We start from the raw sequence: 22083 nt of genomic DNA, 5'->3' as shown, positions 1-22083 counted from the left end.
GATACAATTCTTTCGCACGAGGGTGCTCCAGAATCACTCGAAGTGACCGTGCGTTGCGTATTTGTATTTTGTACTTCTGCCTTTGTACTTTAATATTGAATAACAAATCAGCAATAACAAACAGCAGAAATAACAACTGTCTACTGTTTCCTATTCCGTATTTCTCGTTTGTTATTCGTTGTTTAGGGTTTACTGCTAACTGCGACTGTATCCTGTTTACCGTTTACTGCCCACTGCTGAATGCCCACTCCTGAATTTAAGCCTTATGCTCCCACAGTGAATCCATAATGAATCTACACTGAGTCCACACTTGCCCACAGTATTTGTGGTTAAAAGTAGTTGGAGTATAGTTTGAAAAGGGGTGTAGTACGTTGAAGCATTGAATATGAAAGGCTTCAACGAGGTGGTCCATAGTCTCCTTAAATAAGGTGCTATGTCTAGACCTTGATTTCATACTCTATCATGGCCTTTGCCTGGGCTTTGAGTGGGGGATGCCTAGCCTTTGATTTTGAGGTGTTTTACTACTAATCGTGTTCTTTACTAGTACTAGTTCGACCAACAGTATTACATGGCACAAGCGCAGCGGTTTGCTATCCGCAGGCAAAGGTGTTTGCGTAGTTTTCAAGGATCTAAAAATAAGCCTAGTCCCGATAGCTATCGGGATTGTTTTTTTTTGGCGATGCAAAAAAGAAAGGAGTATGAATAAAAGTTTATTTTTAAATCCATGTTCTGTTCATTTTCTTTACTCGTCTAAAGAAAACGAACCAAAAGAAACGACGCCCTCGTTTAGGAATTTTTTGCCTTATCAGGCAAAAACCGTCTTGTCAGCTCCGCGTCGCTACCGCTCCTGTCCTTCGGAGCTTCCTTCATCTATTCTGAACCGAGGGAGTTTTCGTTTCGTTTAACCCTTCGGGTATGTATAAGAACCTTCTCAAAGGTGTTCAGTCATCTCGACTAGTCCCGAGAGCTATCGGGAAGATCCATAGGTTGCTAACTCTCTTCTCCTGCGGGAGAAGGGCTGGGGATGAGGGCTTTTAACAAAGCGCTCACCAGATGTGATTTCTCCCGATTGTCGAAATGATTGTGATTCCTCATTAACACGCGATACAATTCCCAATCTTAATTGGGACCGGCAGCGCGGTAACGTTGAAAAGAAGCAAACTGAAAACAACAAACTGCCAACCGGGACTACTGACTTCATATGACTTCTCGATACAATCCTCTCGCGCTTTGGCGCTCCAGAATCACTCGAAGTGACAATACGTTGTACTTCTTACTTTGTACTTCTTATACTTTCAAAAGTCTTAGCTCTTTTATCTAACTTTTCAATACTTTAGAAACAGAAAACTGCCAACTGAGACTGCCTATTACAGAAGCACTGGGGATGAGGGGGTATGAGGAAGCGCACACCAGATATGATTGCTCCCGACGTTCGTATACGAACGAGGTGGTTAGACTTCTAAAACATCATCCAAGAGCATAGGAAGCTTTCTCAGTCTTTTTCCGGTAGCGTCAAAAATAGCATTGCTTATTGCTGCGGCGAGGCCTACAATTCCAAGTTCTCCTACACCCTTGGCACCCAGCGGATTCACTTTGTCGTCATGCTCTTCCACAAACTCCGTGTGTATATCGTGTATATCTGCATTTACTGCAATATGATATTCAGCGAAGTTGGCATTCATGACCCGCCCATACCGGGAGTCTACCATTCCCTCCTCACGTAGGGCCATCCCCAAACCCCAGATCATCGATCCTAACAATTGATTTTCAGCAGTTTTAGGATTGATTATTTTACCCGCTGCAGAAACATTGACAAGGCGGGGCACTTTTATAATCCCTAATTCCTTATCAACTGTAACTTCAACCATCACACAACAGTGGGCATAACCCGAATGGGTGTCTTGACCATCCGCAGGTGCTTCACTATGAGCGATGCTTAATTCATCCTTGGAAGCCTGCTGCATAATTTCCGTGAAAGCAAAAGTTTTAGAACCATATTTTAGCTTAGCATCTTGAAACGAAATAGCTTCAAAAGCTACCGCTTGATATTCAGGATTATTTCGTTTCCATACATCAAAGATTCGGTATTGAAATTTTTCACAAATCGCGGCGACCGCCGATCCTACGGACGAAACCGTCCAAGAGCCACCTTCTATTGGGGAGTCTGGGAACGCCGTATCTCCCAGCTTAAATTTTATTTTGTCTAGAGATACCCCCAATTTGTCTGCGGCGATCTGAGACATGACGGTATAGGTTCCGGTGCCAATATCTGCAGTGGCACATTTAATGGTAAATGTACCCATCTCATTCATACTCAGAGCAACGGAAGCAGGTTGTTGCAATGCTTCCCAAGAACCTGTGGCCATCCCATAACCCAAAAGCAAGTGTGGGTCAGTTTTAGCTAGACTTTTTCTATTATTCCAGTTAAACACTTCCTCACATCGAGCATAACAAGCCTTCAGCTCTTTGCTGGTGAAGGGTTTGTTTTCATTCTGATCATAATCTACATAATTTTTACGACGAAATTCCAGCGGATCAATGCCCGCCTCGTGGGCAAGTTCATCTATAGCACATTCTAAGGCATAAACCCCAGAGACGCCACCAGGCGCGCGCATATCGAGAGGGGTATAACTTTGTACAGGTGTTAATTCATATTCTAAATTTACATTATCGCATTTGTATAGGAGTCCAGACCAGTCTACAATAGTCTCGTTAAAATCTTCAAATGTAGAGGTCTCTCCTACAGTTTTATGGGAAAGCGCTGTTAGTGTACCGTCTTTTGAACATCCCAATTTCATGGTGTGAATGACTTCTGGCCGATATCCAAAACTGAACATTTGCGCCCGTGTCATAACCATTTGCACATTGTGTTTTAATTCTAAAGCAGCAAGGGTTGCCATAAATAACTGGTACTGTGGGCGAAGACCGGAGCCGAACGCACCGCCTACAAAATCACTTTTTACCCGAACTGAATCTGCGCCAAGGCCAAACACACCCTTTAGATATTTTAGTGAACTAGCAACCCCTTGTATTTTATCATAGACCACGATGTTACCATCGCTATTATATTCAACGCTTGTGGCGTGAGGTTCCATCGGATTGTGGTAGTTGCGCGACTGTCGGTATTCGCGAATGATGGTATAGTCGGAATTTTTAAAAGCTTTTGTAAAATCCCCTCTGTTTTTTGCCGGTTCCGGAGCGCGATCGGCGCTGGCATTTTTGAGGTTCTCCGCTAAGCTGCCTTTAAATTTCTTCTCTTCGTAGGTCACTTTGATCAGCTTAGAAGCATAGCGTGCCTGTTCAAAGCTTTCAGCAACGACTAAGGCAATAGGTTGACCATTATAAAGTATTGTATTGTTATAAAAAGGTCGAAATGGCTTTCCGGGAGGGGCTAGCGGATCGGTATAGTCAACTTTATTCTTTAAACGCTCTGGAAGATTTAAGTGCGTAAAAATAGCTTTTACCCCTTCAAAAGCCTCTGCTGCCGTAGTGTCTATGGCGGTGATGCTTCCACAGGCAATGGTGCTTTGTAAAACGTAGGCATGGTAAAATGGAGCAGCGATATCCGCAGTATAGGTCGCTTTTCCGGTTACTTTTTGCGGACCGTCGACTCGGGTTTGTTTGTTACCTATATTGAGCATTATGATGGATTTAGAGCGCTGTTTAAAGCACGTACGATAGCACGTTTAACCAGCAAGATTTTAAAGTCATTGGTTCCGAAACTCTGGGCACCTTGAATTAATCGTTCTGCGAAGAATTGAAAGTTATCGGTAGAAGCCACTTTACCAATCATTTCTTTTTCTACTTTTTTTAGCTTCCAGGGTTTGTGAGCGACACCGCCTAAAGCGACACGGATGTCTTCAATTTTACCCTCGGAAACTTTTAAGCATGCGGCAACAGAGATGAGTGCAAACGCATACGACTCGCGGTCACGGATTTTTAAATATTCAAAATGGTCTGAGAACCCTTCCGTGGGTAATTGAATATGGGTTATGAGATCTCCGGGTTCCAGATTATGGTCTTTTTCTGGATGATCTCCCGGAAGTCTGTGTAGTTGGTCAAAGGGAATCACGAGGGTTGCTCCCTTTCGCAACACATGAACTTCAGCTTCCAAGGCGGCTAAGGCTACACACATATCTGAAGGGTGCGTGGCAATACACGACGCTGAAGTACCTAAAATAGCATGGATACGGTTAAAGCCGTTAATTGCGGCACATCCGCTTCCCGGTTCACGCTTATTACAGGGCATTGCGGTATCGTAAAAATAATAACAGCGTGTGCGTTGCAGGAGATTTCCCCCATTTGTAGCCCGGTTACGCAACTGAGCGGAAGCTGCGGAAAGGATGGCTTTGTGAAGCAGAGGATACGTCTTTTTTACGGCGGAATGATAAGCCGTATCTGCATTGGTAACCAATGCTCCTAGTAATAAACCCTCATCAGATTCTTCGATTTGAGCGTAAGGCAACTTTCCGATATCTGCAAGACGATCGGGTTTTTCCACTCCATATTTCATCAAGTCTATTAAGTTAGTTCCGCCGGCAAGAATCGTAGAATCTCGTAAGGTTGTACCTGAAGCGAGATCCTGGGTTGATAGTCGGGTGTATTGAAATGGTTTCATAGGTTTAGGATTCTTTGTAAATGCGGCGAGCGGCTTTCGTTAAATTCTTATAGGCGGCACAACGACAAAGGTTGCCACTCATCCAATCTTTGAGTTCTTCTTCAGAATTGATTTCCCCACGGTTTCGCATCGCAATGGTAGAGCAAATTTGTCCGGGAGTACAGAATCCACATTGGTACGCATCTTCTTCTATAAAAATCTGCTGTTCCACGCTTAAATTGTCGGCTGTTCCAATACCTTCAATGGTGGTGATGTCTTTGCCATCAAGACTCACCAAAAGGCAAAGGCAAGAATTTACACTATTACCGTCAACAAGAACAGTGCAAGCACCGCACTGGCCGTGGTCACACCCCTTTTTTGTGCCAACGAGTTTTTTATGATAGCGCAGATAGTCAAGTAGTGTGGTCCATGGTTCAATACTAATTTTAACGGGTTTTCCGTTTAAGGTAAAATGCACAGGATTTGTATTCATAAAAAAGCAGTTGGTTTGTCAGTAAAGTAATACCTTATATGGTAAGGCTAAGTATCCTCAATTTACCGGGATATCTCAGGATATACTGTTTAAGTATTCTTAAATAACAAATTATTAAGAGATGTAATATATTTCTAAAAATATAGGTTATGCCGTATCTAACTTTTTAAGGGCAGCAGCCATATCAATACCCATTCCTAAAACTCCAGCAAATAGATCGCCCTGTTCTGCTAGACGGTCGAGCATTGTTTTTATGGTAAACTGATTGATTTGTAGTCCCGCCTTGACTTCCTTCCACTCTAGAGGAGCAGAAACCGTTGCTCCGGGTTTGGGTCTGACACAATAGGGGGCGGCAAGTGTTTGCCCTTTTCTGTTTTGCAGATAGTCCAGATAAATTTTACCTTTTCGGTCTTTAATCGTACGGGCCATACTGCTAAGCTTAGGAACCTTTTCCTCCACATACATACACAGCAATTTGGTGAAATTACGAGCTTCGGCATAACTGTACTGTGCCGCCAACGGGATGTAGATGTGTAAACCACTCGAACCAGAGGTTTTGCAAAAACCTTGAATACCTGCCTGATCTAAAATTTCTTTAACCGCCTGCGCTACAGTGATAACTTCTTCAAAGGTATTGGTGTCTGAGGGATCAAGATCGATTATGGCATAATCGGGTTTCTCTAATTTACCTACTCGCGAATTCCAAGGGTTGATTTCAATACATCCCAGATTGGCCATATACAGCAATCCGGCTTCGTTTTGGCACAATAGGTAGTTAATCATGCGGTCAGAAGATTTAGAAAATACGGAAACCGTATCCATCCACGCCGGAAGATGATCATGGTCTTTATGGTAAAAACCTTTTTGGTCAATTCCGTCTGGATGCCGGTGTAAGCTCTGAGGCCTGTCTTTGAGGTAGGGCAACATATATTCGGAAACCTGAATATAGTAATCTATTAGGTCATACTTGGTGAAGCCGGAAGCAGGCCAATATATTTTTTCCAGATTGGTGAATTTAACTTGGTGTCCGCCTACGTCTAGACCTGTTTCAGCGCTGGATTGTGTTTGCTTAGCTGCGGAATGTGGTTTCTGAATATGAATCTCATGCGGAATCTTATCGTTCCGAAGACCTTTATAAACCGGATGGCGCATGATACGGTTTGACGTCCATTCGGAAAAGTGAACTTCACAAATTAACTGCGGACTTGTCCAGTTTGGCTTTCGGCCCTTCAGGTTTATCTTTTTACCAAAGGGGTTTTCAGCTACCCCTAGTTTTTTCAACTGCTTCATCAGCCAATGTTGCTCTTGAGTGTTAAACCCGGAACCACAATTGCCCACATATTTCAGTTTGTCTTCAGCATACATACCTAGAATCAGACTCCCAAACAGTTTACCGCTGCTATCTGACTCGGTATACCCGCAGATCAGAGTTTCTTCGGTAAGCCTATGTTTGATCTTAAGCCATTTTTCAGAACGGTATCCCGGTGTATAGGTTGATTGTTTATGCTTAGCGATGACGCCTTCCATTCCCGCATCAACAGCCTTCTTATAGAGTGCAGCACCCATATCCTCAATATGAGAGCAATACAGGGTAGATTCACATCCTGCGATGACTTCCGGAATCAGACTTTTACGATCTAAAAGGGGGAGGTTGAGCATGTCATGCCCATTGAGGTGGAGCATATCAAAAACATAATAGCGCAATGTGCCTGACGTAGTATGTGTATAATTCTGCAACGCCTGAAACTGCGGTAAGCCCTCAGCATCTACGATGACCACTTCACCATCCAGAATGGTATCATGCTCAACGCTCTCTAAATCCTGTTTTAGTATGTCAAACGTTGTTGTATAGTTGATCCCGTTTCGCGAATGCAGATGAACCTTCCCATCCTTAATATGTGCCAGAACCCGATAACCGTCCCATTTGAGTTCATATACCCACTCGGGATCATTAAATATCGTTTTAGTAGTGGAGGCCAGCATAGGCCGAATAAATTGAAAGGGGGTGAGTTTTTGGGTAGGGACCAAAGTGGTGTCTGATGCTGGGTCACGGTTTGCAAGTAACTCTGCATCGTAGTGTAAATTGGTAGCATAAGAATCTTGTTTTTTAATGAGTAACCAATGATTATCAGCATTTTTTCTTTTGGTATGCACCAGAGCGAAGGTTCCTTTTATCTTGGTGCCAAAAAAAAGAAGTTTTAAGTCGCCTTTTTCAAACTGTTGCTTCAGGGCATCCTCGGGATATCCGGGTGCTATGGTATAGGTGCCTTCATCCCAAATGGTCATTTTCCCGGCGCCATAATTCCCTTTTGGGATAGTGCCTTGAAAAGTTAGATAGCGTATAGGATGATCTTCAGTCTGCACCGCAAGGCGCTTGTCTGCAGGATTGAGCGAAGGACCTTTGGGCACAGCCCAACTTTTGAGCACCCCATCGAACTCTAGCCGCAGATCGTAATGCAAACGAGAAGCCCGATGCCGTTGAATGACAAAACGACCCGCTGATTTAGAGTGGATGTCTGCAGCGGGTTCTGGAGTTTTGCTAAAGTCCCTTTTACGTTTATATTCCTCCAGCCCCATATCAGGAAGCTTTGTTTTTTTTCTTTTTCTCAAGACTGGCTTTTAGCTGTGCCATTAAATCTTTTGCGGGTGTGGGTTTAGTTTCAAATTTTTGAGGTTCTTTAACTTTTCCGGTAGATTTCGACTTAATAATTTTCATCAACTGGTCGTTGTATACGTCTTTGTATTTGGTCAAGTCAAAGGCCTCGGTGTAATTTTCAATGAGCGAGATGGCCATATCCACTTCTTTTTTACTCACTTTAGTTTTAGATAATTTAAGTTCTCCAGGATCGCGTATCTCGTCTTCAAACCTGATCACGTGTAAAACCAAAGCAGCGTTATAAACACCCACCAGACTAAGATGTTCTTTTTGACGCATCACAAATGTACCCACACCTAATTTTTTAGTTTTTTTCAATGCGTTGCGTAGCAGGTTGTACGATTTGCCTCCTTCTTTCTGTGGTTCGAGAAAATAAGGTTTTTTAAAAAGAACATCGGCAACTTCGGCCTCGTCAATAAATTCCTCGATATCGATGGTTTTGCTTTTTTTGAGGTTGGCTTGTTCAAAGTCTTCCTTTTCAAGCACTACATAACCATCATCCTGCTTGAAACCTTTGACAATATCTTTCCATTCTACCTCTTTTCCAGTGTCTTCATTAATGCGTTTGTAGCGTATACGCGCATTGTCGTGGCGGTCGAGCATATCTAGATCCAACTTACGGTCCTCCGAGCCGGAATACATTTTTATAGGTATGGAAACCAAACCAAAACTTATTGAACCATTCCAAATTGAGCGCATAATAGTTTGTTTAAAATCAGATTATTTAAGGTAGATCATTTAGAGGAAATTTGATTGGAGCATTTGTTAATAGTATTTGAATTAAGGAATATTTAACGCAGGTTTGCAGCGTCTGAGGGTTGTAGCGTTTTTAAATACATTATAAGCCATCCATCGCCCGATACTTAACAAGAGGAAGGTTGGTATTTATGTTTTAAAAGGGATAAGAAATATCTTTTGAACTGGTGAATGCCTGCACAGCAGGGCAGGGGTGGTTCTAGTACAGTTGCGGCAACACCACCCCGTCAGCTTTTGCACACTGCGTGCGCTTCGCTGCCACCCCTCCTCAACGAGGAGGGGAGCTGATCGCGTTGCATACGGGTAGTAATTTACAATTCCAAAACTCATAATTCAATTCCTTATATATATTGAGGCAGGAAGGATCAAAACGTTAAGCTAATATAGATAGCGAAACAAACTCCCTTCTCCTGCGGGAGAAGGGCTGGGGATGAGGGCTTTTAACAAAGCGCTCACCAGATGTGATTTCTCCCGATGGTCGAAATGACGATTAAGTCATATTTCACATTTCTACTTTCATATTTCAAACAGCAATCAGCAAACCGTAAACTGAAAACAACAAACTGCCAACCGGGACTACTGACTTCATATGACTTCTCGATACAATCCTCTCGCGCTAAGGCGCTCGAGAATCACTCGAAGTGACAGTGCGTTGCTTATTTGTATTTCGTATTTCCCCAATCCCGAATAACAAATCAGCAATAAAAAATAACCCAATAGCCCTTGCCAACTACGTACCACGACAAAAGTTTCAGCCGTGGAGGCCGGATAAATCATTTCCGGTGTTCGGAGATCATCTAAGAATAAGGAATACATATTAGGCAGCGATCATAAGTCAGTAAAGAAGCGTTGCACCGCGGTTTCAAAAGTAGTAATCGGAATGCGGTGCGCCAAGCCTTGTTGTATGCTGATGTGGTAATCACAGCATAAAGCTTGCTTGCTTAGGATTTGCAAGGTTTGTTTCGGTGGAACTACAGTGTCCTCGGCGCCTAACACGAGCATTTTGGTTTGTGATGGTGGATCAAAATCCATGCGTTCTTGTTCAACCGGGCGTGCTGCCAAAGCCGGATTGAAGAGCAAGGCTTTACAGTTCAATGCATTTGATAGATAATAGCCCATATAACCGCCCATACTGCTTCCGATAATCCGATCTATATTATGATCTTTAAACTGTTCATAGATCAAGTGCATACAATTAGATTCGTTACGATAATCGAGTTGTGGCGCATACACAGCCCCATACTGTTCTAAGATACTGCGCTTGGGTTGGCTCAAGCTTCCGTCTAATCCGTGAAGGTAAAGAATGTTCATAGGTTTATTTTAGATTATAAAGGTAGTATGAGGTAGCGTCAGAACGCGTCGGTTTTACAGGTCGCTTTGAAAATAATTCATAGAAAGCTATAGTCGAACCTAAGGATGCTTAAAAGAAGTCCCTAAGATCTTGCTGTAAGAAGTTTATATTTACAAGTAGCTAATTTAAAAATTCAAAACCAGTGCCTTTGTCTATCCGTTTTTGCCTTATAGTTCTGTTGCTTGTAAATTGTGCAGTTGTTGCTCAACAACCGGCTGATGACATCCTTTTGGCAGACCCAACGATCTTTGAAGAGGATGGTATCTTTTATCTCTACGGAACCAAGGAGGATGCGGCAATACCGGGAGCCGGATTTTTAGTGTATACGTCAACCGACTTGGAATACTGGTCGGGTCCGGCGGGAGCAACGGACGGTTATGCATTTAAGAAGGGAGCCGGTTTTGGGACCAAAGGCTTTTGGGCACCGCAGGTGTTTAAGCATAAGGAACGCTATTATATGGCGTATACCGCCAACGAGCAGATCGCTATCGCAACAGCTGATAGTCCGTTAGGACCTTTTACCAATTCCGGAACTGCTTTAGCAGCATCGGTAAAGCAGATTGACCCGTTTGTGTTTTTTGATGGTGGAAAAGCCTATTTGTATCATGTGCGTCTGCAAGAAGGCAACCGCATTTTTGTTGCTGAGCTGACGGAAGATCTTTCAGCTATTAAAACCGAAACACTAAACGAATGTTTACACGCCACCACAGGTTGGGAAAACACACAAAATACCGATTGGCCGGTTTCAGAAGGTCCTACTGTATTTAAAAAGGGAACAACCTATTACTTGATGTATTCGGCAAACGATTTTAGAAATCCTGATTATGCGGTAGGCTATGCCACAGCAACCCATCCGTTGGGGCCTTGGACAAAGTATAAAGGCAATCCCATAATCAGTGAAAATACTACTCAACAACCGGGAATAGGTCACGGCGATCTCTTTACAGATCAAAACGGAATGCTGCGCTATGTGCTACACATGCATAACTCAAAGAATCAAGTTGGTCCACGTAAAACCGGTAGTGTTCAGTTGCGTTTTAAAGACGGCATACTTGAACTTGTGCCTGATAGTTTTAAACAGATAAAATTGTAAATAGGAATCGCGGTTGCAACGTAATACGATGTGATTTCTCAACTGTGCGTGTTCATCAACGCGGGATACCATTCCCAATCTGCATTGGGACAAGTGATGAGAGATTTTCGTATTAATGTATTACTATCAGCTTGATACATTTTTGCTTTAAATCATGTTCATTCATTTTCTTTGCCATTACTAATTCGACTAACAGCATTACAAAGCACAACAGGTGCATTCCTCTCCCTGCGGTCGTCGGATGCAAAAAAGAAAAGACCCTTTTTCTTAGGTATTTTGCCTTATCAGGCAAACCGCAAGAAGGCTCCTAAATTTCTTCCAAGGCTTCAGAAATTCTTAACGGAGCCTTCTCGCTATACTGAAGAAAAAGAACCCTAACTCTTCGAGTATGAATAAGAACATTCTCAAAGGTGTGCAGTCATCTCGACGAGTCCCGATAGCTATCGGGAAGATCTCACTAGCAAAGAAGCTCCCTTCTCCTGCGGGAGAAGGGTTGGGGATGAGGGCTTATGACAAAGTGCGCAGCAGATGTGATTTCTCCCGATGGTCGAAATCACGTTTAAGAGGTATTTTATATTTCTACTTTCGTATTTTTAATTTTATCCAATCCTTCGGGTATGAATGCATATAACGCCTATGAATAAGAGCTGTCATGCTGAACTCGTTTCAGCATCTCATCAGCAAGGCTTCTCTCCCGAAAGCTTTCGGGATGCGCTCGAAGTGACAGACCCCTGCGTATTTCAAACAGTAAACCCTAAACTGAAAACTGCCACTGCCTACTGAACTCGTTTCAGCATCGCATTACAAGGATTATTAATAATAGAATACAACAGCTCCCCTCCTTTTGAAGGAGGGGAAAGCCCGCGCAGCAGGGCAGGGGTGGTTCTAATACAGTTGCGGTAACACCACCCTGTCAGCTTCTGCACACTGCGTGCGCTTCGCTGCCACCCCTCCTCGTTGAGTAGGGGAGCTGATCGCGTTAGAGGTGGAGATAGTTGTGCAACTCTAAAATATGTGATACAATTCCCAATCAACACGCGATACAATACCCAATCTTCATTGGGACAGGCAGCGCGGTAACGTTGAAAACAACAAACTGCCAACCGGGACTACTGATTTCATATGACTTCTCGATACAATCCTCTCGCGCTAAGGCGCTCGAGAATCACTCGAAGTGACAGTACGTTGCTTATTTATATTTCGTACTTCTGACTTTGTACTTTAATACGGAATTATAAATCAGAAATAACAAACAGTATAATAATTATTGCATACTGCCACTGCCTACTGCCTACTGAATTCTGAACTCCGTATTTAAAAAAGTCTTAGATACGCATTCCCAAATAATAAATCACAAACCACGAATAACAGAATAAAAACAAAAGCAGCCTTGAAGTCATAAATCGTTTTCGGATTACAAATGTTAAATGAACACTTAAAAATTAATCTTGGAGTGTTTTTTTAAGACTAAAACGTTAGAAACCCAATAAAATTAACACTTCGCGATAATTTGTGCCCTAGGAGTGAACAATTAATACCCGTTGAAAATGGCGCAAGTTTAAGAACATTGTAACGATAAAATTAACGCAATCGTTTTCTTGTGGAATCGATTTTCACAGAAGACATCTTATTACAAAACTTTTAGTGTATGTATAACGTTTTAAAAAATCCTAAGCGCTTTCGGCTGAGGTATCTTTTTTTACTTTGCCTGTTTACGGCATTTGCTCAAGCGCAGGATCGGCAAATTTCAGGAACTGTTTACGACGATACCGGTATGCCGTTGCCGGGGGCTTCGGTCTTGATCAAAGGCACTTCTAACGGTACAGTAACAGACTTTGACGGTAAATTCAACCTTAGCATCTCCAGTACTTTAGCGGATGGGGTATTGCTTATTTCGTATGTGGGCTATCAACCACAAGAATTGCCGGTAACTGCTGAAGATACCTATGAGGCGACCTTAAAAACGGATGAGGAGGCATTGGATGCTGTAGTGGTTGTAGGATATGGGACCAAGAGAGAAAAGGATGTGACCGGGGCGATCAGTACGATTGACACAGAAGATATCACCCGAACCACCTCTACCACAACTGCCGGAGCTTTAGCCGGTAAGATCCAAGGGGTTTCGGTACGTGCGCAGGATGCACGCCCGGGGCGTGGTGCTCAATTGGAGATCAGAAACCTTGGGAATCCGTTGTATGTGATAGACGGAGTGCCTTACGGCGGAGATATGGGTCGCGACTGGGTACAGTCTACCGGGAATTCGGGGAACGATATGTTTAATTCCTTAAACCCTGAAGATATTGAGAGTATCACGATTCTTAAAGACGCCTCTGCTGCGGTTTACGGAATGCGTGCTGCAAACGGTGTTGTTTTGGTAACTACTAAAAAAGGAAAAAACAACGACAAACCGCGTATCAGTATCAGCAGTTACTACGGTTGGCAAAACCTTACGCGCTTTCCAGAGTTGGCTAATGCAGCACAGTACACACGCGGACTTGTAGAGGCGGCGCAAAATGAGGGTAGAGATCCTAACACTGTCTATACGCCAGAGGAATTACAGAAATGGCAAGAGGGTACCGAACCGGGATACCAGAGTTATGATTACTATGACTTTTTAATGCGGGATAATGTGCCACAGTCGCACATCAATGCCAGTGTTTCGGGAGGTACGGACAAAACCAACTACTACCTTTCTTTAGCGAACACCAATCAGAAAGCGCTGCTGGATGACTTTGGTTACGAGCGAACCAACTTGCAAGCTAATATTGAATCTAAGATCGCTAATAGCGTAAAAGTTGGTGCGCAAATAAGCGGTAGATTAGAAGAAACCCGTGATGTAGGACTACCCGGTGGGGATGGTTATTTCTCTGCTATTTTAGGCGTGTTCAGTAACCTGCCTACGGTACCTCCATATGCTAACAACAATCCGGAGTATCCTAATCAAACTAGAGACTTTGCCCGTAACCCGGCCTTGTTTAAGAGAGATATCGTAGGGTATAAAGACAATTTCGCCCGCAACTTGAACGTCAACCTATTTGCGGAGTATGAGTTTGGTTTCGGACTGAAAGTTCGTGGAACACACTCTTACAATTTCAGCAATAATAAATTTGATGGGTTCCAGTACACCTATGATGTGTACACGTATGACGAAGCCAATGATACCTACAATGCGACCGGTGGTGCAGATGGAGGTTGGAGGTTTCAAACCGAACGGGAAGACATCAGTACTTTCTCGCAGATCAAACTGGATTATGCTAAAACCATTGGCGATCACAAGTTTTCTATTATGGGGGCTTTTGAACGTTCAGACTTTGAGCAGGATTATTTACAATTAGGAACGAATCCTTCTAACAACTATTTGCCTTTATTGGAATTTGATCAACTGAACTCGTTTGCAGACAGCTGGAATTATCAAGCGCGTGCAGGATATATTGGTAAGCTCAACTACAGTTATAAAGATAAATATCTGGTAGAATTATTGGGTAGATACGATGCATCATACCTGTATCCGCCGGGTGAGCGCTGGGGATTCTTCCCTGGGATTTCTGTAGGTTGGCGTATTTCTGATGAAAAATTCTTTGAGCCTCTTACCGATGTCATCAATGACCTGAAGATACGTGCTTCAACCGGTCAAACCGGGCAGGAGCAAGGCGTAGGGATGTTTGACTACATAGGTGGCTATACTTGGAATAACGGTAACGCCGTGCTTGACGGAAACTATACCACCGGTTTAAGACCTCGTGGTTTACCGATCACCAATCTATCTTGGGTGACCAATACCAACTCGAATATTGGTGTAGATCTCTCCATGTTCAAAAATAAGCTGACCCTTACGGCAGATGTCTTTAGAATTAGAAGAACCGGGGTGCCGGCGCCGCGTTATGATGTGTTGTTGCCCAGTGAGGTAGGCTACACCTTACCGAACGAAAATCTTAATGAGAACGGTTATAACGGAGCGGAAGGAATCATCACCTATCGCGGAAGCATCAGTAATGATTTTCAATTTTCTGTAAGTGGAAATATGACCTACTCAAGGTATAAGAATATCTCAACCTATAAACCGCGTTTTGGAAACTCGTATAACGAATACCGAAACTCTATCGAAGACCGCTGGGGCGGTGTATGGTGGGGCTATCAGGTGGTAGGCCGCTTTGAGTCTGAAGACCAGATCAACAACTACGAAGTGAATATCGACGGGCAGAACAATCAAACCTTATTGCCGGGAGATTTTATTTATAAGGATGTGAACAATGACGGCATTATCAATTATATGGATGAGCGCCCTATAGGATACCCAACCAATTGGTCACCTATTCTTTCTTATGGTGGTACGATAAGTATGAATTGGAAGAATATTGACTTTACGGTAGATCTTGCCGGAGGTTCTATGCAGTCGTGGTTTCAGGATTACGAACTTAGAAATCCGTTTCACGCGGGTGGAAACTCACCGGCCTATTTACTTACAGACCGCTGGCATCGTGCCGATCCTTATGATCCCAACAGTGAGTGGATTCCCGGAAAATACCCTGCATTGCGTAATGGTAACGTAGGTCCTAATGCCCGTAACAGTGACTTCTGGCTGACTAACGTATGGTTCTTACGCCTGCGCAATATTGAGCTGGGCTATACCTTCCCAGAGAGCTGGGTGTCTAAGATCAATGCAGATCGTTTGAGACTTTATGTGACCGGTTCTAATCTGGTTTCCTTTGATAATGTAAAGGAATACGGTATTGACCCGGAGATCTCAGCAAGTGGCGCGGTGGTTTATCCGCAGCAAAAAACAGTGGTAGTTGGTGTTAATCTTACACTTTAAAAAAAATGACAATGAAAATTAAAATAGTACACTTTTTATGTTTAGCCATGCTTGTCGCGTGCTTTAGCTGCGATAATGACGGTTGGCTAGAACGTGATCCAAAAAATATAATCGACGATGACCAGTTATGGAACGACCCCGAGTTGGTCGTATCCCTTCTGGCCAATTATTATGACCGTATTCCCTCTATGCACGGCGTGTTTTATTCCGGTGGAATGGCCGAAATAGACGATGCGATGTGGTCAGGACACTTTGATCAAAACTGGCGCAACGACTTTCAGTATGGCAATGATTACGGTCGGTATTGGGACTACACCTTTATTCGCGACATCAACTTGGCGTTAGAAAATCTGGAAGAATTTGGTACAGAAATCAGTGATACCCAAAAAGCACAGTTTAATGGAGAGCTTCGGTTTATACGCGCAATGGTTTATTTTGAAATGGTAAAGCGTATGGGCGGGGTGCCGCTCGTGACGGAGCAGTTGATTTACGACTATAGCGGGAATCCGGAATATCTACAGGTGCCACGTGCTAAAGAGTACGAGGTCTATGATTTTATCTTTGAGGAGATGGAAGCCATTAAAGGTAATTTGAGTGGCAATGAAGGAAGCCGTACGCGTGCCAACCGTATTACTGCCTTAGCTTTAGAAAGTAGAGCGATGCTTTACGCAGCTTCTTTAGCGAAATACAACAATCTGATGGATACGCCTATAACGCTTCCGGGAGAAGAAGTAGGAATTCCTGCGAGTATGGCTACGGGCTATTATGAGAAGGCTTTGGCTGCCTCTCAAGAGATCATTGAAGATAGCGGTTATGCGTTGTACAATCAGAATGCCAATAAGCAGATGAATTTTTATGAGATGCTTATGGATAAAGCCAGCAGCGAGATCATTTTTGCTAAAGATTATGAGACGAGTCTAAAAACACACGGATTTACTTTTGAGAATATTCCGCGTAGTTTAACTGATGATAACGAATATCCTACTAATCTTACTCCATCGTTAAATCTGGTAGAAAGCTTTGATTACTTAGACGGCTCAGACGGAACTTTAAATATTGAAGATACAGATGGAACTCCTATTGTTTACGATGAGATCACCGGTATTTTTGATAATAAAGATGCACGTCTTTACGGAACGGTGATCTACCCGGGTACTGAGTTTGGCGGTTCGCCGGTAAAATTACAAGCGGGTGTAGCCGTTTATCAAGAAAGCGGAGCGTATGAATTGCTAACAGCACAAGAATTAGGAAGTACGTATGATGACGGCGGATTGTTCACCGGTGCAGATGGCCCGCAGGACAATGCACAGTTTGTAAGCAACACCGGGTTTTATATGCGTAAGTTTTTAAGTGATGCTTCCGGAGCGAGTTTACGTGGGGTAGCATCACAAAACTGGTGGCCGTGGTTTAGATTGGGAGAGATCTATTTGAATGCTGCAGAAGCCGCCTTTGAGCTCAATCAGCCTGCCGTAGCAACGGGTTATATCAATACGTTACGGGAGCGTGCCGGTTTCCCTGAAAACAGTATTGCAACCGTAACGCTTCAGGATATTCGTGAGGAGCGCCGTACCGAGTTGGCTTTTGAAGATCATAGATTCTTTGATCTTAAGCGCTGGAGAATTGCGCACGAAGTATGGGACGGTGATGAGTCTAATGAGAATGCGGTGGTTTATGGCGTGTTTCCATATCGCATCGTGCGTCCGGGACATCCAGACAATGATAAATACATCTATCAAAAGTTACGTCCAACGCGTTTTAGAAGAGCGCGCTTATTCCGCTTTGCGAATTACTACGCCTCTATAGATCAAGGCGTTTTGAACAACAATCCTAAATTGGTTAGAAATCCGTTTCATTAAGAAGTCCGCTTCTTAAAAGGAGTTCTTTTTTTAAAATGAATTTTATGAGAAAAACAATAATATATAGTTTCATCGCGCTTAGTGTGGTGCTTACGGGCTGTGAAAAAGATAATTTTGACGAACCGGCTGCTATACTTGAAGGCCAGATCACTTATGATGGCGCACCGGTGAGTGTACGTTCTAACAGTGCCGAACTTGAGCTTTGGCAAGATGGGTATGCCCTAAATGAATTTATTCCGGTATATATCGCTCAGGACGGAAGTTATTCCGTCAGTTTGTTTGATGGAGCATATAAACTGGTCCGTAAAGGGGGCGACCCTTGGCAGCCGCAACTTACAGACACCATTGTCATCAATGTAAACGGAAGAACCGAACTTGATGTACCGGTCACTCCGTACATTACCTTAACCGATGCCAGTTATACTGTTTCGGGAAGTTCGCTCTCTGCCGATTTTCAGATCAATCAAGTAGTATCCGGCAGCGAGTTGCAGGAGGTATTTGTATTTATGAGCAACTCGGTTCTTTTAGATCGAAATATCAATGATTATGCGGAAGCACTACCGGTAGAAGCACTTTCTTTTGGAAGCCCGGCATCGGTTTCTGTTAGCATTCCGGAAGATTTACAAAATGCAGAATATGTTTTTGTACGTATTGGCGCACGCTCTTCAAATTCAAATGAATTGATCTATACCCAAGCAGAGAAAATCGAATTGTAAGTACAACATTTTAAAATGCTTTAATCCCTGTAAGCTTTTGGTTACAGGGATTTTTTATGGGGGCTATTCAAGGATCGGATTTCGTAAGATTGAAGTTATAGTATGCGATTACATACGCGCGATACCATTCCCGATATGCATTGGGACAGGAAGCGTGAGGTTTTTGTACGAACTTATTATGTCATTTTGATATGTTTTCTTTCAAATCACGTTCTGTTCATTTTCTTTACTTGTCTAAAGAAAACGAACCAAAAGAAACGACGCCCTCGCTTAGGAATTTTTCGCTATCGCGAAAACCGCCTTGTCAGCTCCGCGTCGCTATCGCTCCTGTCCTTCGGAGCTTCCTACGTCTATTCTGAACCGAGGGAGTTTTGATTTCGCGTAACCCTTCGGGTATGAATGTGTGTAACGCTTATGAATAAGAGCTGTCAAGCTGTCCCGATAACCATCGGGATCGTTTCAGCATCTCATCAGCTAGGCTTCTCTCCCGAAAGCTTTCGGGATGCGCTCGAAGTGACATTAGCGTTGTGTTTTGTATTATAAAAAGCAAACTCAAAACAATAAACCCTAAACAGAAAACTGCCCACTGCCACTGACTACTGAACTCTGCATTTCATATTTCTACTTTTGTATTTTACATTTTATCAAACCCTTCGGGTACGAGTAGAAATTCTTTTCACAACAGTCAGTCATCTCGACGACTTCCGATAGCTATCGGGAAGATCACACAGGTTGCTAACTCCCTTCTCTTGCGGGAGAAGGGCTGGGGATGAGGGCTTTTAACGAGGCGCACACCAGATGTGCTTTCTCCCGATGGTCTAAATGACTGTACTGCTCATAAACACGCGATACCATTCCCGATATGCATTGGGACAGGAAGCGTGAGAACGCCTTAGAATAATAAATCATGAATAATGAATAGCGCAATTGCCCACTGCGAACTGCCCTTGCTGACTGCAAAAAGCTTCTCTCCCGAAAGCTTTCGGGATGCGCTCGAAGTGACAGTACGTTACTTATTTATATTTCGTATTTCTGACTTTGTACTTTAATGCGGAATAATAAATCAGAAATACAAAATAATGGCAAACCGCCCACTGAGACTGCCTAATGGTACTGCTCACTTTCTGCATTTCTTCTATTAAAAATTCGCTTGGTGAAGGTCTAGCTTGTAGGTGGCTACGGCGTTGCTGTAAAAGATTTTTTTTAAGACAGGTTGCGGCAGGTTTAAACCTTTAAAGCTTCCGGTGAATGCAGGAGCTTCCATAATATGGTCTGTGGCAAAGAACTCCCAGTGATACTGCCAAAGTTGTTCGAGTTTGGCGGCAATAGCTTCCGCAGAAGTACTTCCGTCATCAATAACATCGGTGCCGTAAATGATGCGATCCTGATAGTCTATAAAAAACTGCCGGACTTTTTCCCAATCCTGCATCGCTTGCAACTGTACGTGGCAAATGCGTTCGGCAAGATCTGTTTTAGTGTTGGGAAATCGGTCGAGCCGCTTAGCGACCTCGTCGAGATCATATTCCATACTAAACAAATGCAAGCCTACATAGTTCAACTTTGGATAGCGTTCTAACACCCGGTCCCGTGCGGCCATATGTGTTTCGTAAGACGGATAGTGCTTGTTTTTAAACATATGGTATTCGGGATGCGCAGCAAAATAGTTCCGGTCAGAAGTGACAGTCATTTCTTCCAGCGGTAACCAGCAATTACGCGGTTCGCCTTGATGGTTGATCAATAAAATACCGGCATCGCTCAAGTATTGAAAGATAGGATCAAAACGCGCATCATCAAGCAAAACAAAATTCCCTTGCGCGTCTTTCAGGTTTTCGTCCATCCCAATATTCTTCCAGATCTTAACGCCTTTAGCACCGGCTGCAATTCCCGCTTTAATTTGTTCCATAGCGTGGGGAAGCCAGCGGGGGGTGTTCCAATATTGAGTATCAAAGGAGGTGATAAAAAACGAACGCTGCGCACTTTTGTTTAGGGTAGTGATCATCTCTTGTTGCGCTTGGAGGTCAATAAAGAAAGGAATATCAGTATTGATGGAAACGAAATACGCATCGTACTGCGCTGCCAGTTGAAGCTTGGCCTGCGTATTGGTATTAAGATGAACGTGAGCATCGATAAAAGGGCGTAACATAGGTTTAGGTTTAGCAGGGTTTTGTAGGACCGAAGGAATGTTTTAATTTAACAAAGATACGAGTAGCAATGAAGCATGCTCCAATGTCAAACTAAAATCTATGAATTCCAGAAGAACGTTTATCAAAGGAACTGCGGTGGTTGGAGCGGGAATAAGTCTTGCTCCGCATTTGGTTTTTCCACTAAATGCAAAGCCTTTGGCCGAAAAATTAAAACTGGGTTTTATCGGGGTTGGTTTAAGAGGAACCAATCACTTAAACAATGCAATGCGACGAACCGATACGGAGATCACTGCGATTTGCGATATTGATCCTAAGCGCATTGAGATTGCTTTAGACCTGATTCAAAAGGATGGGAGAAAGAAGCCTTTGGTCTTTGGAAAGCATGAAGAAGATTATTTAAACCTTTTGGATTCAAAAGAAGTAGATGCAGTAATCATTGCTACGCCGTGGTTGTGGCATACCAAGATGGCCGTGGCGGCGATGAAAGCCGGGGTATATGCTGGCTTGGAAGTTTCGGCATCACAGACTATCGAAGAGTGTTGGGATCTGGTGAATACGCACGAAGCGACCGGCACGCATATGATGTTTTTGGAGAATGTGAATTTTCGCAGAGATGTGATGGCCGTGCTCAATATGGTAAAACAACAGGTTTTTGGTGAAATGATTCACTACCGTTGTGGCTATCAACACGACCTTAGAGAAGTGAAGTTTAATGATGGGAAACAGCCCTATGGCGGTGGTGTAGAATTTGGTGAAAAAGGAATCTCTGAAGCAAAATGGCGCACCAAACATTCGGTGCATCGCAATGGCGATACGTATCCCACACACGGGGTCGGACCTATCGCGGCAATGGCTGACATCAATCGGGGTAATCGTTTTGTGAGTATGACCGCCAGTGCTACCAAAACTGTAGGACTGCATAATCATATTGTAGCACAAGCAGGTGCAGCGCATCCTAATGCCAAAATCAAATTCAAGCAAGGCGATGTGATCACGTCTACCATAGCTTGTGCTAACGGAGAAACTATCATTGTGACGCACGACACCAATTTGCCCAGACCTTATTCGTTAGGATTTAGGGTACAAGGCGCAAATGGATTATGGGAAAAGGATGGCGACCGAATCTACATCGAAGGCAAGTCTGAGCCGCACCGCTGGGATGATGCACAGGAATGGTTGACCCAATACGATCACCCGGTCTGGAAAAAGTATGAAGCAGAAGCCACCGGAGCCGGTCACGGCGGGATGGATTATTTTGTGATGAAAGCTTTTGTAGAGTCGGCGCTCGCTAATGTAGCTCCTCCTATTGATGCTTACGACGCAGCAGCCTGGAGTGCGATTACGCCACTTTCTGAAGCCTCGATTGCCAATAATGGCGAACCGCAAGAATTCCCTGATTTTACACGAGGGCAGTGGGTTGCAAGAAGTCCGTACAACTGGATGAAGGAGGAGTATGGGGAGTGATAGGAAAAGGCTGTTTATGAAGTTGGCAAGCTAATTTCACTTACCGAATTAGCCTCAGTCGCGCAAATATAGCGGCCTGCCCATACGTCTAGATATTTAAAAAGAAAACAAAAAACTTAATACAAGGTTAAAATCTTTCTTATT

The 22083-nt window shown here is 43.4% G+C and carries 12 protein-coding genes; 5 read left to right on the top strand and 7 right to left on the bottom strand.

Annotated features, from left to right (window positions below; genetic code table 11):
• Positions 1–1451 precede the first annotated feature (1451 nt).
• From BUA96_RS02530 to BUA96_RS02505, 6 genes are all read right to left on the bottom strand, one after another.
• The gene (locus tag BUA96_RS02530) at positions 1452–3641 is read right to left on the bottom strand and encodes a xanthine dehydrogenase family protein molybdopterin-binding subunit (RefSeq protein ID WP_072980017.1); all 2190 of its coding nucleotides are present in this window, start codon (positions 3639–3641) and stop codon (positions 1452–1454) included.
• Entirely contained in the window at positions 3641–4618 is a 978-nt protein-coding gene (locus BUA96_RS02525) for an FAD binding domain-containing protein (protein WP_072980015.1), read from the bottom strand. Before BUA96_RS02525 ends, BUA96_RS02530 begins: the two co-directional genes overlap by 1 nt.
• A gap of 4 nt (positions 4619–4622) precedes the next feature.
• A complete protein-coding gene (locus BUA96_RS02520; protein WP_072980013.1) occupies positions 4623–5090 on the bottom strand; it encodes a (2Fe-2S)-binding protein in 468 nt (155 codons plus the stop codon).
• A gap of 147 nt (positions 5091–5237) precedes the next feature.
• Positions 5238–7700, bottom strand: a complete 2463-nt coding sequence (gene ligD / locus BUA96_RS02515) for a DNA ligase D (RefSeq protein ID WP_317041283.1) — start codon at positions 7698–7700, stop codon at positions 5238–5240.
• On the bottom strand, positions 7669–8445 hold the full coding sequence (ku, locus tag BUA96_RS02510; RefSeq protein ID WP_072980011.1) for a non-homologous end joining protein Ku: 777 nt from the start codon (positions 8443–8445) through the stop codon (positions 7669–7671). The genes ligD and ku overlap by 32 nt, the downstream gene beginning before the upstream one ends.
• A gap of 885 nt (positions 8446–9330) precedes the next feature.
• Entirely contained in the window at positions 9331–9813 is a 483-nt protein-coding gene (locus tag BUA96_RS02505) for a YqiA/YcfP family alpha/beta fold hydrolase (RefSeq protein WP_072980009.1), read from the bottom strand.
• Between the two features lie 182 nt (positions 9814–9995).
• On the opposite strand from BUA96_RS02505, the gene BUA96_RS02500 reads away from it, so the two are divergent.
• The 4 genes from BUA96_RS02500 (at position 9996) to BUA96_RS02485 (ending at position 18331) form a co-directional block, all read left to right on the top strand.
• Positions 9996–10946, top strand: coding sequence for a glycoside hydrolase family 43 protein (locus tag BUA96_RS02500; protein ID WP_394365238.1), 951 nt, complete (start codon positions 9996–9998; stop codon positions 10944–10946).
• Positions 10947–12594: 1648 nt separating this feature from the next.
• Positions 12595–15759: a SusC/RagA family TonB-linked outer membrane protein gene (locus tag BUA96_RS02495; RefSeq protein ID WP_084673030.1), complete on the top strand. Its 3165-nt coding sequence runs from the start codon at positions 12595–12597 to the stop codon at positions 15757–15759.
• A gap of 11 nt (positions 15760–15770) precedes the next feature.
• Positions 15771–17615, top strand: coding sequence for a RagB/SusD family nutrient uptake outer membrane protein (locus BUA96_RS02490; RefSeq protein WP_072980007.1), 1845 nt, complete (start codon positions 15771–15773; stop codon positions 17613–17615).
• A 44-nt stretch (positions 17616–17659) separates the two neighbouring features.
• Positions 17660–18331, top strand: coding sequence for a DUF3823 domain-containing protein (locus BUA96_RS02485; RefSeq protein ID WP_072980005.1), 672 nt, complete (start codon positions 17660–17662; stop codon positions 18329–18331).
• Between the two features lie 1138 nt (positions 18332–19469).
• Here BUA96_RS02485 and BUA96_RS02480 read toward each other — a convergent pair.
• Entirely contained in the window at positions 19470–20474 is a 1005-nt protein-coding gene (locus BUA96_RS02480) for an amidohydrolase family protein (protein WP_072980003.1), read from the bottom strand.
• Between the two features lie 100 nt (positions 20475–20574).
• Between BUA96_RS02480 and BUA96_RS02475 the strand changes: the two genes are divergently transcribed.
• Positions 20575–21939, top strand: coding sequence for a Gfo/Idh/MocA family oxidoreductase (locus BUA96_RS02475; RefSeq protein ID WP_072980001.1), 1365 nt, complete (start codon positions 20575–20577; stop codon positions 21937–21939).
• Positions 21940–22083 lie beyond the last annotated feature (144 nt).

Origin of the sequence: Leeuwenhoekiella palythoae (assembly GCF_900130045.1) — a bacterium.
Taxonomy (GTDB): domain Bacteria; phylum Bacteroidota; class Bacteroidia; order Flavobacteriales; family Flavobacteriaceae; genus Leeuwenhoekiella; species Leeuwenhoekiella palythoae.
This window is presented reverse-complemented; position numbering and strand designations above follow the sequence as displayed.